Raw genomic sequence first — 15,872 nt, 5'->3', positions numbered from 1 at the left:
CGAAACCATGGCGGTTTCCGTAACCCTTCCGGCGCTCGGCGAGAGCGTCACCGAGGGCACTGTCACTCGCTGGCTGAAGGCCGAGGGTGAGCGCGTCGAGGCCGACGAGCCGCTGCTCGAGGTCTCCACCGACAAGGTCGACACCGAGATCCCCTCCCCCGCCGCCGGCGTCCTGGCCTCCATCAAGGTCGCCGAGGACGAGACGGTCGAGGTCGGCGCCGAGCTTGCCGTGATCGACGACGGCACGGGTGCTCCCGCTGCCGCCCCGGCCCCGGCGGCTGAGCCCGAGCCTGCCGCGGCTCCCGAGCCCGCCCCGGCCGCCGCTGCCCCGTCCACCGAGCAGGCCGCTCCGGCCCCCGCTCCCACCGCCGAGGCCGCCGCCGGCGCCGGTAGCGCCGAGGGCACGGACGTCGTCCTGCCCGCGCTCGGCGAGTCCGTCACCGAGGGCACCGTCACCCGCTGGCTGAAGTCGGTCGGTGACAGCGTCGAGGCCGACGAGCCGCTGCTGGAGGTGTCGACGGACAAGGTCGACACCGAGATCCCGGCGCCCACCTCCGGCACGCTGCTGGAGATCGTGGTCGGCGAGGACGAGACGGCCGAGGTCGGCGCCAAGCTGGCCGTCATCGGCGTCGCGGGTGCCGCTCCGGCGGCAGCCCCGGCTCCGGCGGCTCCGGCCCCCGCCGCCGCTGCCCCGGCTCCGGCGGCTCCCGCCGCCCCGGCTGCCCCCGCCGCTCCGGCCGCGCCCGCCGCTGCCGCCCCGGCTCCGGTCGCCCCCGCGGCTCCGGCCCCCGTGCCTGCCGCTCCGGCCCCGGTCACCCCGGCCGCTCCGGCTCCCGCCGCGCAGGCCACCGACGAGGGCGCCTACGTCACCCCGCTGGTGCGCAAGCTCGCCGCCGAGAACGGCGTCGACCTGGCCACCGTCAAGGGCACCGGCGTCGGCGGCCGTATCCGCAAGCAGGACGTCATCGCCGCCGCCGAGGCCGCGAAGGCCGCCGCCGCTGCCCCGGCCCCCGCCGCGGCTGCTCCGGCCGCCGCGAAGAAGGCACCGGCGCTGGAGGTCTCCCCGCTGCGTGGCCAGACCGTCAAGATGCCGCGCATCCGCAAGGTCATCGGCGACAACATGGTCAAGGCCCTGCACGAGCAGGCGCAGCTGTCCTCGGTCGTCGAGGTCGACGTCACCCGGCTGATGAAGCTGCGCGGCCGGGCCAAGGACGCGTTCGCGGCCCGTGAGGGCGTCAAGCTCTCCCCGATGCCGTTCTTCGTCAAGGCCGCGGCCCAGGCGCTGAAGGCGCACGCGCCCGTCAACGCCCGGATCAACGTGGACGAGGGGACCATCACCTACTTCGACACCGAGAACATCGGTATCGCGGTGGACTCCGAGAAGGGCCTGATGACCCCGGTCATCAAGAACGCCGGTGACCTCAACATCGCCGGTATCGCCAAGGCCACGGCCGACCTGGCGGGCAAGGTCCGGGCCAGCAAGATCACGCCGGACGAGCTGACGGGCGCGACGTTCACCATCTCCAACACCGGTTCGCGCGGCGCGCTCTTCGACACGATCATCGTGCCGCCGGGCCAGGTCGCGATCCTCGGCATCGGCGCCACGGTCAAGCGCCCGGCCGTCATCGAGACGGAGGAAGGCACGGTCATCGGCATCCGCGACATGACCTACCTGACCCTCTCCTACGACCACCGCCTGGTCGACGGCGCCGACGCGGCCCGTTACCTGACGGCGGTCAAGGCGATCCTGGAGGCAGGCGAGTTCGAGGTCGAGCTCGGCCTGTAAACGCCGCTCCGCTGCAACACATCGATGCCCTTGCCCGGGATTCCCGGGCAAGGGCATCGCCCTTAAGGGGCGCGGGGAACTGCGCGACAAGCCACGAACCACCCGCAGCCGCAGAACAACACAACGCACCGAGCTACTAGGCGCCCGACCCAACCCTCACACCGTGTAAGTCTCGTCTCACCTGCGCTGAAGCAACCCTGTCGGCCCTCCCAGCGGAGCGCACGCGCCTTATTGTCTAAACGTCAACGCGCTTAAGGAGCCCTCATGACCGCGCCCGTCGTCCACTCGCTGCGCGAACAGATCCGCGAGCACATCGTGGAAGGGATCGTCAGCGGGCGCTGGAAGCCGGGCGAGCGGATCGTGGAGCGGCGGATCGCGACCGAGCTGGAGGTCAGCCAGACGCCCGTGCGGGAGGCGCTGCGCGAGCTGGAGTCGCTGCGGCTGATCGAGTCGGCGCCCAACAAGGGCGTACGCGTGCGGAATCTGACCGCCGCCGACCTGGAGGAGAGCTACCCGGTCCGGGCCGGCCTGGAGGCGATCGCGGCCGAGCTGGCGGCGGAGCGGCTGGCGCAGGACTGCTCGGCCCTGGAGCCGCATGTCGCCGCCCTGTACGACGCCGACGCCGCGTCGGACGGCACGGCGCAGGTACGGCACACGGTCGGCTTCCACCGCGAGCTGGTACGGGCGGCCGGGAACTCGGTGCTGCTGCACACCTGGGAAGGGCTCGGCATCGAGGTGTTCACGGCGCTGTCGATCCGGTGGCTGGGGACGGTGCAGCAGTCGTACGCGGAGGAGCACGAGGAGCTGGTGCAGGCGTTCCGGCGCCGGGACCCGCGGATCGCCGAGATCGTGAAGGCGCATGTTCTCGGGTGCGCGCCGCGAGCCTGAGCGCGTCGGCGCTCACATGCATCCCCACCTGCGAAAACTCATCGAAATCACGGCACCCGGTGCCTCCACCGAAGACACCCCGTGCCGACTTTCTCGTGATCAAGAGGTTTTACATCTCAACCCTTTGATCGATCATCGATCAGGGAGTTAGAGTCACCGACGGGCTTCTACAGAGGCCCCACGCCCTGTCCTGCCAAAGACCAAGGGCACCCCCCTTCGACTGAGGAAGGCGGCGACATGACCGACCCCAACGCCATCCAGCCGAGCGAGCTCGACCAGCTCCCGGACCGCGATCCCGAGGAGACCGCCGAATGGCAGGCCTCCCTGGATGCCGTCACCAAGGCTGCCGGGCCGCACCGTGCGGCGTATCTGATGCGCCGCACCCTGGAGCGCGCGGAGGGCAACGGCATCGCGCTGCCCAAGCTGCTCGAGACCGACTACGTCAACACCATCCCCACCGCCGCCGAGCCCGCCGCACCGGGTGACGAGGCGATGGAGGCCCGGATCACCGCCTGGAACCGCTGGAACGCGGCCGCGATGGTCACCCGGGGCAGCAAATACGGCGTCGGCGGCCACATCGCCACCTTCGCCTCCGCCGCCTGGCTGTACGAGACCGGCTTCAACCACTTCTTCAAGGGCAAGGAGGCCGACGGGTCCGGCGACCAGCTCTACATCCAGGGCCACGCCTCCCCCGGCATCTACGCCCGCGCCTTCCTCGACGGCCGGCTGACCGAGCACCACCTCGACAACTTCCGCCGCGAGTCGGGCGGCAGCGGCCTCCCGTCGTACCCGCACCCGCGCCGGCTGCCCTGGCTGTGGGAGTTCCCGACCGTCTCCATGGGTCTCGGTCCGCTCTCCGCCATCTACCAGGCGCGCTTCAACCGCTACCTCACCAACCGCTCCATCAAGGACGTCTCCGCGTCCCACGTCTGGGCCTTCCTCGGCGACGGCGAGATGGACGAGCCCGAGTCGACGGCGGCCCTCGCGCTCGCCGCGCGTGAGGAGCTGGACAACCTCACCTTCGTCATCAACTGCAACCTGCAGCGGCTCGACGGCCCGGTCCGTGCGAACTTCAAGATCGTGCAGGAGCTGGAGGCGCAGTTCCGCGGCGCCGGCTGGAACGTCATCAAGACGCTGTGGGGTTCGGCCTGGGACGAGCTGTTCCAGCTCGACACGACCGGCGCGCTGGTACGACGGCTGCGCGAGGTACCGGACGCGCAGGTGCAGACGTACCAGACCCGTGACGCGGCCTATATCCGCCAGGACTTCTTCGGTGCCGACCCGGCGCTCGCCGAGATGGCGAAGCTGCTCAGCGACGACAAGATCCTGGAGATCTTCCACCTCTCCCGCGGTGGTCACGAGGCGCGCAAGGTGTACGCCGCGTACAAGGCCGCCGTCGAGCACAAGGGCGCGCCGACCGTGATCCTGGCCCAGACGGTCAAGGGCCACACCCTCGGTGAGGGCTTCGCGTCGAAGAACGCCAACCACCAGATGAAGAAGCTGACGGTGGACGAGTTCAAGCAGATGCGTGACCTGCTCGAACTCCCCGTCAAGGACAGCGACTTCGTCGACGGCGTGGTGCCTTACGGCCACCCCGGCGCCGACTCCCCCGAGGTCCGCTACCTCCAGGAGCGCCGCGCCGCCCTCGGCGGTCCGGCCCCGGCCCGCCGTACGCACGCCGTCGCCCCGCTGCCCGCGCCCGCCGAGAAGGCCTTCGCCTCCTTCGACAAGGGATCGGGCAGCCAGAACGTGGCCACCACCATGGCCTTCGTCCGGCTGGTCAAGGACCTGGTCCGTGACAAGGAGACGGGCAAGCGCTGGGTGCCGATCGTCCCGGACGAGGCGCGCACGTTCGGCATGGAGAGCCTCTTCCCCTCCCTCGGGATCTACTCCCCCAAGGGCCAGACGTACGAGCCGGTCGACCGCGACCAGCTGATGTACTACAAGGAGGCCAAGAACGGCCAGATCCTCAACGAGGGGATCACCGAGGCCGGTTCGATGGCCGACTTCATCGCCGCGTCGACGTCGTACTCGACGCACGGCGAGACGATGATCCCGTTCTACATCTTCTACTCGATGTTCGGCTGGCAGCGCACGGCCGACCAGATGTGGCAGCTCGGCGACCAGCTGGGCCGCGGCTTCCTGATCGGCGCGACGGCCGGTCGTACGACGCTGACGGGCGAGGGTCTGCAGCACGCGGACGGTCACTCGCCGGTGATCGCGGCGACGAACCCGGCGGCGCTGACGTACGACCCGGCGTTCGCGTACGAGGTCGCGGCGATCGTCAAGGACGGTCTGCGGCGGATGTACGGCGAGGCGGCGCCGGGTGAGGACCAGAACGTCTTCTACTACCTCACCGTCTACAACGAGCCGCTGCCGCAGCCCGCGAAGCCGTCCGGGCTCGGCATCGACGAGGGCATCGTCAAGGGCCTGTACCGCTTCAACACGGCGGAGTCGGCGGGTCTGTCGCCGGTCGCCAACGCCCCCCGGATCCAGCTGCTGGGTTCCGGTACGGCGATCCACTGGGCGCTGAAGGCGCAGAAGCTGCTCGCCGAGGAGTGGGGCGTCGCCGCCGATGTGTGGTCGGCGACCTCGTGGGGCGAGCTGCGGCGGGACGCGCTGGAGGCCGACGCGGCGCTGCTGCGGGGCGAGGAGCGGGTGCCGTACGTCCGTCAGGCGCTGCACGGCGCCGAGGGGCCGGTGCTGGCCGTCTCCGACTACATGCGCCAGGTCCCGGACCAGATCGCGCAGTGGATCGAGCAGGACTACTCCTCGCTGGGCGCGGACGGCTTCGGCCTCTCCGACACCCGCGACGCCGCCCGCCGCCACTTCGGCGTCGACGCCGAGTCCATCGTCGTGGCCGCGCTGGCCCAGCTGGCGCGTCGCGGCGAGGTCAAGGCGACGGCGGTGAAGGAGGCCCGGGAGCGGTACGGGTTGTAAGCAACCGTAGAGAAGCAGAGAAGGGGGACCGGCACTGGATCAGTGCCGGTCCCCTCACTGCATGATGAACCCATGCGCGCTGCCCGTCTCATCAAAATGGTGCTGCTGCTCCAGTCCCGGCCCTCCATGACCGCCGCCGAGCTGGCGACGGAGCTGGAGGTGTCCGAGCGGACCGTCACTCGAGATGCGCAGGCGTTGTCGGAGGCGGGGGTTCCGGTGTACGCGGATCGGGGGCGGGCCGGCGGGTACCGGCTGATCGGCGGGTACCGGACGCGGCTGACGGGGCTGCACCGCAGTGAGGCGGAGGCGCTGTTCCTGTCCGGCGTGCCGGGTGCGCTGCGGGAGATGGGGCTGGAGGACGCGGCCTCGGCGGCCCGGCTGAAGGTGTCGGCCGCGTTGCTGCCCTCCCTGCGCGACGCCTCCCGCACGGCGGCACAGCGGTTCCATCTGGACGCGCCGAACTGGTTCAAGGAGCCCGAGACCCCCGAACTGCTGCCGGTCGTCGCGGACGCGGTGTGGGACGACCGGCGGATCACCGCCCGCTACCGCAGGGACGCTGTCGTGGTCGAGCGGGAGCTGGAGCCGTACGGGCTCGTACTGAAGGCCGGCGTCTGGTACCTGTGCGCGCGAGCCGCCCCGCACGGCTCTCCCCGGGTCTACCGGATCGACCGGTTCCAGGCCGTCGCGACCGGTGCCGAGCGCTTCGTCCGCGACGAGGACTTCGATCTGCCCGGCTTCTGGGAGGAACGGGCCGAGCAGTTCGCGCGGTCCATCCTGCGTGCGCAGGTGGTCGTACGGCTGTCCGCGGACGGCGTGCGCAGACTGCCGCACGCCGTCGATCCGCTCGCCGCGCGGGAGGCGCTGGAGAAGGCGGACGCGCCGGACTCCGACGGACGGGTGACGGTGACGCTCCCCGTGGAGTCCGAGGACGTCGCTCACACCCAGCTGACGGCGCTCGGTCCGGAGGCCGAGGTGCTGGCTCCCGAGAGCCTGCGGGCGCGGTTCGCGGGGGACGCGGCGCGGCTGGCGGCGCTGTACGACCGATGACGCCGTACCACTCCTGACGCCGTCCCGCCCATAACAATCCGCCTCACTCCACGTGCGCCCCACCCCTCCAGGCACGATGCTTGACCCGTGATGGACGAGACGGAGTTCTGGGAGCTGGTCGACGCCAGCCGTGAGGCGGCCGAGGGCGACCCCGAGGAGCAGGCCGACCTGCTTGTGGAGCGGCTCCTCCAGCTCGACCCGGAGTCGGTCGTGGACTTCGCCCGTCACTTCGAGGCGCGCTACAACCGCGCGTACACCTGGGACCTGTGGGGCGCCGCCTGGGTGCTGCTCGACGGGGCGAGCGACGACGCGTTCGACTTCTTCCGGTGCTGGCTGATCGGACAGGGCCGGGAGTTGTACGAGGGTGCCGTGCACGATCCCGACTCGCTCGCCGATCTGCTGGACGACTTCGACGAGGAGCTCGACGGCGACGGCGAGGAGCTGGGCTACGCGGCCGACGAGGCCTACGAGCAGCTCACCGGGACCGTCGCTCCGGACCTCGGCATCCCGCCCGCGCCCTCGGAGCCCGAGGGCAGGCCGATCGACTTCGAGAACGAGCGGGCGCTGGCCGAGCGGTATCCCAAGCTGTGGGATAGGTTCCGGGACTGAAGGGACAGCGGGCTCACCCGGCGGTGCGCCGGCGTCCCGCGTCCGACGGGATGTACGCCTGTGTCTGCTGGTCCGCCCGCACCGCGTGGTGCATCGGGGCGGCGTTGGCCTGGTCGAGCGCCGACGCGGTGACCGCGGCCGGTCCCAGGACGACGGCCACGACCGCGCAGACCACGGCCCAGGGTCCGCGGGCGGTCCTGGACCGGCCGCCGGTGTTCTCCCTGGCTTCGGAGTGACTGCTGTTCATTTCTTCCCCACCTCCAGTCAGTGCGTGTGCATGACGATAGGAAGGCCGCCTCGGGACAACCCTTGAGACGGCTACGAGAAACCTGTGAGGGTCAGACCTTGACCCGGCCCGTGATCGCCTGCCTAGGGTGGCCCGTCCCGAAGAGGAGCACCCTGCCCATGACCAGCCCCTACGTGCGCGAGATCACGCGCGAGGACCATCTCGCCCACCTTCGGCTGCACCCCGACGCGAGCCATCTCCAGATCCCCGAGTGGGCCGATGTGAAGCCCGGCTGGCTCGGGCAGAGCGTCGGCTGGTTCGAGGGCGAATCGCTGGTCGCCACGGCGCTCCTGCTGTACCGCCCGCTGCCCGGCACCCGGCGCTTTCTCGCCTACCTCCCCGACGGCCCCGACATCGACTGGCGCACCCCGCGGCTGGAGCTGTGGCTGGACCCGCTCGTCGCGCACCTGGAGCGGGAGGGCGCGTTCGCGGTCCGGATCGGGCCGCCCGTGGTCGTACGGTGCTGGGATCCGTCGGTCGTCGCGGCGGGCGTCGCCGATCCCGCCGTACGGCATCTGCGGGAGCTGCCAGCGGCCGACATAGACGGGTTCGCGCTGGACGCCGGGGAGCGGCTGCGGCAGCTCGGGTGGCGGCGGTGCAAGGAGGACGAGGGCAGTGGTTTCGGCCTGGGGCAGCCGCGGTTCGGCTGCCTGATACCGCTCCAGGAGCGCTCGGTGGACGATCTGCGCGCCGCCCTCACCCCGCACTGGGAACAGGCCCTGCAGACGGCCGAGTCGGCGGGCGTCCGGGTCGTCACGGGCACCGGCGGCGACCTGCCCGAGTTCTACCGCCTGTACACCGCGACCGCAGCCCACGACGGCTTCAAGGCCCGCCCGCTGGACTACTTCCAGCGCATGTGGAAGGCCCTGAACGCCGAGGACGGCGACCGGGTGCGCCTCTATCTCGCCGAGTACGACGGCGAGGTCCTCTCCGCCGCCTTCATGATCAACGTCGGCTCCCGGTCCTGGCACTCGTACGCCGCCTCCGGCCGACGCGGCCGCCAACTGCGGCCCAGCAGCGCGCTGTTGTGGCGGATGCTGTACGACGCGTGGGCGGCCAACGCCGAGACGTACGACCTGCGCTCGATCACCCCCACCCTCACCGAGAGCCGGCTGCTCGGCCGGCTGCTGTTCAAGACGGGGGCGGGCGGCATGGCGGTGGAGTACCTCGGGGAGTGGGAGCGGCCGGTGGGCACCCAGGGCAAGGTGCTGCAGCGGGCGGTGAAGGCCTACCTGGGACGCAGGTGAATCAAGCCATTCACCTGCCCTGGAAGGAGGCCGCCGTCTGCCTGATCTGCGGGAGCAGCGCGCTGAGGGCGGCGCCCGGGCAGCTCGTCATGAAGCCGTCCTTGTGGCCCGCGAGGGCGGGGAGCCGGGCGGTCGTTCCGGCCGCGTACCGGCTGAGGCCGTTGCTGGAGACCAGCGGCACGTTCGCGCGGGGGTCGATTCCGGACAGGCCCAGTTTCCAGGCGGCGAGGCGGGCGATCGCGTCGGTCATGGCCTGCGGCACGGGCACGCCCGCCGTGAAGGTGCCGAGGGCGGCGATGCCGGTGGTGCCGTGGTTGAAGCCCTGGGTGTGGGCGCCGGTGACCGGGCGGTCGACGCCGCCCGCGCGGCCCTCGTAGATCGTGCCGCAGCGGTCGACGAGGAAGTTGTAGCCGATGTCGTCCCATTGGCGGGAGCCGGTCTGGCCCGCGTACAGGTGGCGGATGATCCGGGGCGCATCGGCGCAGGCGTAGCCGTTGGGCGAGTCCGTGTGGTGGACGAAGACGGCGACGACCTTGGGGTCGTAGCGCGGCGGCGGCTGGGTACGCCGCGCGCTGCCGTCCAGCCAGGCCGACCTCGGCACGATGTGCGGCTTCGCCGCGGAGTACGGCGTGGTGGCCGGCCGGGCCGCGACCGGCCGTGCGAACGCGGCGCCGGTCCGCTCCACACCACTCGCGCACAGCGCCAGCGCGGCGACCGCGGCCAGCCCGGGCACACAGCCGAGCAGCACCCGGACGGCAGCCGGTATGGGGACGGCGATGTGCGGTGTGCGTACGGCACGGCGTCTTCGCGACCCTCGTGCCCTTCGGAAGACACGCATGACCTCACTGTCGGCCGGATCCGTTCCGCCCGCGATGTGTGCTGTGCCACCTGGTGGAACCATCGTCCGGGTCCGGGACGTTTCTGCGGGTACACGCACGCGTGGCTGGGGGCTAAGGGGCCCTGGAGCGCCCCGAAGGGGCGCGGGGAACTGCGCGACCAGCCACGACGAACCCGCAGACGACCGACGGCCAACGCGGCACAACCCGCGGAGCGCATGGCTGATCACTGGGCCCCTCCCCCGCGTATTAAGGGGTCCGAGAGAAAGGCGGCCTGGTGGACCTGCTCGACATCCTGCTGTTGCTGCTGATCCTGGCCTACGCGGCGTCCGGCTACCGGCGCGGACTGGTGGCCGGCTGTGTCTCACTGGCCGGCTTCGTCGGCGGTGCGGTGATCGGCGTGTGGATCCTGCCGTGGATGGTGGACCTGGCGACGCCGGGTACGACGACGGCGACGATCACCGCCGTACTCACGGTGCTGGTCCCCGCGGTGGTCGGCCATGAACTGGCGGGCCGCCTCGCCCTGCGGCTGCGGCGGGAGCTGGATCAAGGGCCGCTGCGGGTGGCCGACGGAGTGGGCGGCGCCGTGGCGAACTCGGTGGCCGTGCTGATCGTGGCGTGGGTGGCCGCGAGCGTCCTGGGTGCCTCCTCGTCCCCGCTGGTCACCACCGCGATCCGGGACTCGCGGCTGCTCGGGGCGGTGCAGGACACCATGCCCGAAACGACCCCCACCTGGTTCTCCCGGGCCACGTCCGCGCTGACCGAGGCGGGCTTCCCGCAGGTCTTCAACCCGTTCGAGAGCGAGTCGACGGCCCAGGTCGCCGAACCCTCCGGCGACAGCGTCACCGCCAGCGCCACCAACGCCGCCAAGCTCAGCACCGTGAAGGTCGAGGGCGTGGCCGGCACCCAGGGCCGCGAGGGCAGCGGCTTCGTCTACGCGGACGAGCATGTGATGACCAACGCGCACGTGGTGGCCGGCATCGACGACCCGAGCGTCCGGGTCGGCGGGGTCGGGCGGTCGTACGAGTCGCGCGTCGTGCTCTTCGATCCGGACAAGGACGTGGCCGTGCTGTACGTGCCCGATCTGCGCGCCCCCGTCCTGCGGTTCGACGACGAGGCCGCGCGTGGCGAGGCGGCGGTGGTCGCGGGCTATCCGGAGGGCGGCGACCTCAACCTCCAGGCGGCGACCGTCGCCAACCGGGTGCAGGCGACCGGCCAGAACATCTACAACAACGACACGGTCACCCGTGAGATCTACTCGGTCCGCTCGACGGTCCGCCCCGGCAACTCCGGCGGCCCGCTGCTGACCACCGACGGCCGGGTGTACGGCGTCGTCTTCGCCCGCTCCACCTCGGACGCGCAGACGGGCTACGTCCTCACCGCCGACGAGGTCGCGGGGGACGCCCGCCGCGCTGCGGACGCGACGGCACCGGTGGACACGGGCGAGCTGGTCACGACGTAGTCGGGCGGAGCTACCCCAGACTGCGCCCCATGCAGACATCGTCCACGTACTCGCCGGCCAGGAAGAACTCCTCCGGCAGCACGCCCTCCACCGCGAACCCCTCCGACTCGTAGAGCTTGCGGGCCGCGGTGTTGTGGCCCAGGACGCGCAGGGTGATCCGGCGTGCCCCCTGCCGTCGTGCCTCGTCCTGCACGGCCCGCAGCAGCGCCCGCGCGACCCCGGCGCCGCGCGCCTCCTCCGCGACCGCAAGCCCCTGGATCTGGCGGACGTGGGAGTTGCACGCGAGCGGCGTCGGGAACCCCAGCCGGATATAGCCGACGACAGCCCCGTCGAGCTCGGCGACGAGATGGTCGCGCGGCCCGAACCGGTCGTTGTAGAAGGGCTCGTACGGCGGCTGGGGGCGCGGCTGGACGGAGTGCAGCGTCGACCAGGTGACCCGGTCGAGGCGGCCGAGCGTCTCTTCGTCGTCGAGGGTCGCGTGGCGTATGTACGGGACAGGCATGGCGGCCACCCTATGACGGCACCCCGATCCGGCTCTGCCCATGGCCCCGTCCGCGCTTTGTCGCACCCCTACGGTCATGCTGGACCCCATGGAGCGTTCGCGAATCGCGGTGGCCGGTGCGTCCGGTCTGATCGGCAGTGCCCTGGTGCGGTCCCTGACCGCGGATGGCCACGAGGTGGTACGCCTGGTGCGCCACGAGCCCCGGGCGAAGGACGAGGTCCACTGGGACCCGGAGGCACGGCGGGTGGACGCGGCCGGGCTCGCCGGATGCGACGCCGTGGTCAACCTCGCGGGCGCCGGGGTCGGCAGCCGGCGCTGGACGGACGCGTACAAGGCGAAGATCCGCCGCAGCCGGGTGCTGGGCACCTCGGCGCTGGCGGAGGCCATCGCCTCCCTGGACGATCCGCCGCGGGTCTTCGTCAACGGCAGCGCGATCGGCTTCTACGGCGAGACGGGCGACCGACCGGTCGACGAGAGCGCCCCGCACGGGGAGGGTTTCCTGCCCGAGCTGTGCGTGGAGTGGGAGGGCGCCGCGGCCCCCGCGCAGCAGGCGGGCGTACGAACGGTGTTCCCGCGCACGGGACTTGTGGTGTCCGGCAAGGGCGGGGCCTGGGGCAGGCTGTTCCCGCTCTTCAAGGCCGGGCTCGGCGGGCGGATGGGCGACGGACGGCAGTACTGGTCGTTCGTCTCGCTGCACGACGAGGTGGCCGCGATCCGCCATCTCATCGACACCGACGGGCTGTCCGGGCCGTTCAACGTGACCGCCCCGGAGCCGCTGACGAACCGTGAGATCACCGCGGCGATGGGACGCGTGCTGCACCGGCCGACCCTGTTCACGGTGCCCGCGCCCGTGCTGCGGACCGTGCTCGGCGAGATGGCCGGGGATGTGCTGGGCAGCGCGCGGGTGCGGCCGAACCGGCTGCTGGAATCGGGCTTCACCTTCGCGTTCCCGGACATCGAGGGAGCGATCCGCGCCGCACTGTGACGCTTACGGCCCCTTGCTGGCCGTATGCGACCGCTGTGCGACCGTGCCCGGTCGATGCGCGACTTCATTTGGCCGATCAGCGCCCTAACCTCAAGCCGAACTCGGGTATTCCCGGAGCCTGTTGGGGGCATGACGTCTCCACCGGCCGCGCAACCTCGAGGAGGGGCACGTGCTTGAGCCCGCGTACCAGGCGGACGTCGTCATCGTGGGAGCCGGGGTCGCCGGCCTCTCGGCGGCTCATCGGCTGACCAGCGCAGGAGTAACGACCGCGGTCCTGGAGGCCGCCCCTTACGTGGGCGGCCGGATGTCGACCGAGAAGGTCGACGGATTCCGGCTCGACCGCATCGGACAACTGCTGACGATGCCCTCGATGGCATATCCGGACCTCGGCCTCACCCCAGGGCTCGACGCGCTCGTCCTGCGCCCGTTCGCGCCGGGTGTCCTGCTGCACAGCGGCGGAGTGCGCCACCGCGCGGGCGCCCCGGCGAACGGAGGGGGCGCAAGGGGCGCACTCCACGCTGTGCGCGCCCTGGCGAGCGCCCCCTTGCCGAGCTCCGTGCGCGGTCTGGCCGGTGGCGCCTTGCCGACGTCCGCGCCCCTGGGCCGCAGCGCACCGCCAAGCACCTCCCGGAACCGGACGGCCGCCCCGCGCCCCCGGACCGGCGCCCCCCTCGGCACCGCCGTCGACCAGGCCCGCCTCGCCGCCTCGCTCGCCCGGCTCGCGGGCACGCCCGTCGAACGCCTGCTGTCCCGCCCCGAGTTGCCGGCCGCCGAGGCCCTCGCCGCCCGAGGCCTCCCCGCGCGCACGATCGACGGCTTCCTGCGTCCACTGCTCGCCGCCCTGCTGTGCGACCAGGAGCTGACCACGTCCAGCCGCTGCGCGGACCTCGCCCTGCGCGCCTTCGCCGGCGGCCGGCTGTGCGTACCGGAGGGCGGCGCCGAGATGCTGCCCGAGCTGCTGTCCCGGACGCTGCCGCCGGGCACCGTGCACACCGGCGTGCGCGTCACGTCGGTCGCCACGACCTCGGTGACCACCGCCGAGCACGGCGAGTTCCCCTGCCGGGCCGTCCTGGTGGCCACCGACGCCCGCACCGCCGCCGACCTCCTGCCCGGCCTGCGCGTCCCCGGCTTCCACCCGGTCACGGTGGTCCACCACACCACGGACGAGCCACCGGAGACCGGCCCCTCCCTCCTCCTCGACGCCGACCGCGGCGGCCCGGTGGCCCACACGGCGGTGGTCAGCGAGGTCGACCCCACCCGGGCCCCCGCAGGCCGCGCCCTGATCTCCTCGACGCTCCTCGGCACACCCCCACCGGACGCCGACACGGCCGTACGCTCGCACCTCTCCCGCCTCTACGGCACCCCCACCACCCGCTGGGAAACCCTCGCCGTCCACCACACAGCCGAGGCCGTCCCCACCATGAGCCCACCCCACGACCTACGCCGCCCCGTACGCCTCCTGGCAGGCCTGTACGTATGCGGCGACCACCGAGACACCAGCACGGTCCAGGGCGCACTCCACTCGGGCCACAGGGCATCGACGGCAATCCTCACGGACCTGGGAGCAACGGGGTCATTACACAGGGCGGACCCGCAACCGACAACGCAGGCCGCTTAAGAGCGCCCCTTCAGGGGCGCGGGGAACTGCGCGATCAACCACAACGGCGCCGCACCCGGCACACAACAGTCGGAGCTACGGCGCGTGCCCTACCCCAGCGCAGCGACCTTGTCCCGATACCCCCGAACCGGCGCCGCATCCTTATACGGCTCCAACCGCCGCTCAAAGTCCCGCACATACTCCACCGCCCGCACCGACCGCATCTCCGCCGCGGCCCCCGCCGCCTCCGCCCCCAACGTGCACGCCTGATCAAGCTCCCCCAGCCCAAGCCGCGCAGACGCAAGCACCACCCGGCAGAACAACCGACTGCGCGCATACGACGGCGCACGCAACTGCAACGACCGCTCCGCATGCTGAGCCGCCGCACGAAACTGCTGCAGATCCCGATGACAGTGCCCGAACTCATCGGCGAGCTGCGCCTCGTCGAAGAACCGCGCCCAGTGCGGAACCTCATCGCCGGGCCGAGCCGCCTCCAGCGCCCGCTCGGCCCGCACCAGCGACGCCGTACACGCCCGCACCTCACCGAGCACCCCGTGCCCACGCGCCTCGACCGCGTGCAGCAGCGCCTGCACGACGGGCGGCGCGGTCGTCCCGACCCCCTGCTGCGCCACCCGCGCCAGCTGTACGGCCTCCCGCCCGTGCCCGAGATAGACGGCCTGCCGGCTCATGGTGATCAGCACGAACGAGCCGTACGCCCGGTCCGCCGCCGCCTGGGCCAGCCGCAGCGCCTGCACGAAGTACCGCTGGGCCAGCCCGTGCGCGGCGATGTCGTACGACGTCCAGCCCGCGAGCCGGGTCAGATCGGCGGCGGCAGCGAACAGGCGGCGGCCGGTCTGCTCGCCGTATGTGCCGCGCAGCATCGGCTCGCACTCGTGCTCCAGATAGCGCACGAGGGCCTGCCGGGCGTGGCCGCCGCCGTACATGTCGTCCAGGGTGCGGAACAGCTCGCCGACCGAGCGGAGGGCGGCGATGTCACCTCCGGTGACCCGCTGGCCGGGGCCGCGATCGGCCTGGCCGCGCTGGCGGGGCAGGACCGGGCGGCCCTGCGCGGGGACCCGGGCGGGCTGCTCGCCGCGGGCCACCTTGTCGTCGGCGCGGCCGATCAGCCAGTCCCTGCTGGGCACGACGAGGCCGGCCGGGGTGAACGCGATCTTGCGCAGCTCGGCGTGGCTGCCGGAGTCCTTGCGCCACAGCCCGCTGACGATGTCGACGGCCTCCTCGGGGGTACCGGCGAATTCCAGCCCCGCGTACACCGGCGCACAGGCGTCGAGGCCGAGATCCTGGGCGGTGAGCCGCCGCCCGAGCCGCCGGGTGAACACCTCGGCGATCAGTGCGGGCGTCGTCCCTCGGGGCTGCTGGCCGCGCAGCCACCGGGTCACGGATGTCTTGTCGTATCTGAGGTCCAGCCCGTGTTCGAGTCCGAGCTGGTCCACTCGACGGGCGAGACCCGCGTTGGAGAACCCCGCTTCTGCGATGAGCGCGGCGAGCTGTCGGTTGGGAGTGCGCTGCGCGGGTCGTTCCGTCATCTGCGGTACGGTCTCCTGCCTTTCGGGCCTCGCGGAGGCCCTGCGCTGCCCGAAACGCCGGTGAGCAGCCTTTTTGGCCTCTGTGAACGGCGTGAATGTAGCGGAGAGTAAGCACTCCATCACACACTTCGCCGTGTATT

At 71.9% G+C, this 15,872-nt stretch carries 13 protein-coding genes; 9 read left to right on the top strand and 4 right to left on the bottom strand.

Annotated elements, in window-relative coordinates; genetic code table 11:
• The first annotated feature begins 7 nt into the window (after positions 1-7).
• The 5 genes from sucB to ACTWQO_RS31620 all read left to right on the top strand — a co-directional run bounded on the left by sucB (position 8) and on the right by ACTWQO_RS31620 (position 7,270).
• Positions 8-1,786: a 2-oxoglutarate dehydrogenase, E2 component, dihydrolipoamide succinyltransferase gene (sucB, locus tag ACTWQO_RS31640; protein WP_443240801.1), complete on the top strand. Its 1,779-nt coding sequence runs from the start codon at positions 8-10 to the stop codon at positions 1,784-1,786.
• A gap of 264 nt (positions 1,787-2,050) precedes the next feature.
• Positions 2,051-2,674: a GntR family transcriptional regulator gene (locus ACTWQO_RS31635; RefSeq protein ID WP_362952781.1), complete on the top strand. Its 624-nt coding sequence runs from the start codon at positions 2,051-2,053 to the stop codon at positions 2,672-2,674.
• 237 nt (positions 2,675-2,911) lie between these two features.
• On the top strand, positions 2,912-5,614 hold the full coding sequence (gene aceE, locus ACTWQO_RS31630) for a pyruvate dehydrogenase (acetyl-transferring), homodimeric type (protein ID WP_443240800.1): 2,703 nt from the start codon (positions 2,912-2,914) through the stop codon (positions 5,612-5,614).
• Positions 5,615-5,686: 72 nt separating this feature from the next.
• Positions 5,687-6,661, top strand: coding sequence for a helix-turn-helix transcriptional regulator (locus ACTWQO_RS31625; protein ID WP_443240799.1), 975 nt, complete (start codon positions 5,687-5,689; stop codon positions 6,659-6,661).
• A 90-nt stretch (positions 6,662-6,751) separates the two neighbouring features.
• Positions 6,752-7,270, top strand: coding sequence for a DUF4240 domain-containing protein (locus ACTWQO_RS31620; protein WP_443240820.1), 519 nt, complete (start codon positions 6,752-6,754; stop codon positions 7,268-7,270).
• 13 nt (positions 7,271-7,283) lie between these two features.
• Here the strand turns inward: ACTWQO_RS31620 and ACTWQO_RS31615 are convergent, their stop codons facing one another.
• Positions 7,284-7,517 (bottom strand): hypothetical protein, encoded by a 234-nt coding sequence (locus tag ACTWQO_RS31615; RefSeq protein WP_443240798.1) that lies wholly within the window; start codon positions 7,515-7,517, stop codon positions 7,284-7,286.
• Between the two features lie 158 nt (positions 7,518-7,675).
• Here ACTWQO_RS31615 and ACTWQO_RS31610 point away from each other — a divergent pair, with 158 nt between their 5' ends.
• Positions 7,676-8,803: a lipid II:glycine glycyltransferase FemX gene (locus tag ACTWQO_RS31610; RefSeq protein ID WP_443240797.1), complete on the top strand. Its 1,128-nt coding sequence runs from the start codon at positions 7,676-7,678 to the stop codon at positions 8,801-8,803.
• Between the two features lie 10 nt (positions 8,804-8,813).
• Here ACTWQO_RS31610 and ACTWQO_RS31605 read toward each other — a convergent pair whose 3' ends face one another.
• Positions 8,814-9,641, bottom strand: coding sequence for a peptidoglycan recognition protein family protein (locus ACTWQO_RS31605; RefSeq protein WP_443240796.1), 828 nt, complete (start codon positions 9,639-9,641; stop codon positions 8,814-8,816).
• A gap of 275 nt (positions 9,642-9,916) precedes the next feature.
• On the opposite strand from ACTWQO_RS31605, the gene ACTWQO_RS31600 reads away from it, so the two are divergent.
• Complete coding sequence (locus ACTWQO_RS31600; protein WP_443240795.1) at positions 9,917-11,101, top strand: MarP family serine protease; 1,185 nt, start codon at positions 9,917-9,919, stop codon at positions 11,099-11,101.
• Positions 11,102-11,111: 10 nt separating this feature from the next.
• Here ACTWQO_RS31600 and ACTWQO_RS31595 read toward each other — a convergent pair whose 3' ends face one another.
• Positions 11,112-11,603 carry a GNAT family N-acetyltransferase gene (locus ACTWQO_RS31595; RefSeq protein ID WP_443240794.1) on the bottom strand — a complete coding sequence of 164 codons (492 nt, stop codon included), beginning with the start codon at positions 11,601-11,603 and terminating at the stop codon, positions 11,112-11,114.
• Between the two features lie 88 nt (positions 11,604-11,691).
• Between ACTWQO_RS31595 and ACTWQO_RS31590 the strand changes: the two genes are divergently transcribed.
• Together ACTWQO_RS31590 and ACTWQO_RS31585 are read left to right on the top strand one after the other, a co-directional pair.
• A complete protein-coding gene (locus tag ACTWQO_RS31590; protein WP_443240793.1) occupies positions 11,692-12,588 on the top strand; it encodes a TIGR01777 family oxidoreductase in 897 nt (298 codons plus the stop codon).
• Between the two features lie 169 nt (positions 12,589-12,757).
• Entirely contained in the window at positions 12,758-14,206 is a 1,449-nt protein-coding gene (locus ACTWQO_RS31585) for an NAD(P)/FAD-dependent oxidoreductase (RefSeq protein WP_443240792.1), read from the top strand.
• A gap of 89 nt (positions 14,207-14,295) precedes the next feature.
• Here the strand turns inward: ACTWQO_RS31585 and ACTWQO_RS31580 are convergent, their stop codons facing one another.
• Positions 14,296-15,732, bottom strand: coding sequence for a regulator (locus tag ACTWQO_RS31580; RefSeq protein ID WP_443240791.1), 1,437 nt, complete (start codon positions 15,730-15,732; stop codon positions 14,296-14,298).
• Positions 15,733-15,872: the final 140 nt, after the last annotated feature.

Source organism: Streptomyces sp. 4N124 (assembly GCF_052245395.1).
Classification (GTDB): domain Bacteria; phylum Actinomycetota; class Actinomycetes; order Streptomycetales; family Streptomycetaceae; genus Streptomyces.
The sequence above is the reverse complement of the archived record's forward strand: the minus strand, read 5'-3'. Positions and strand labels throughout refer to the sequence as shown.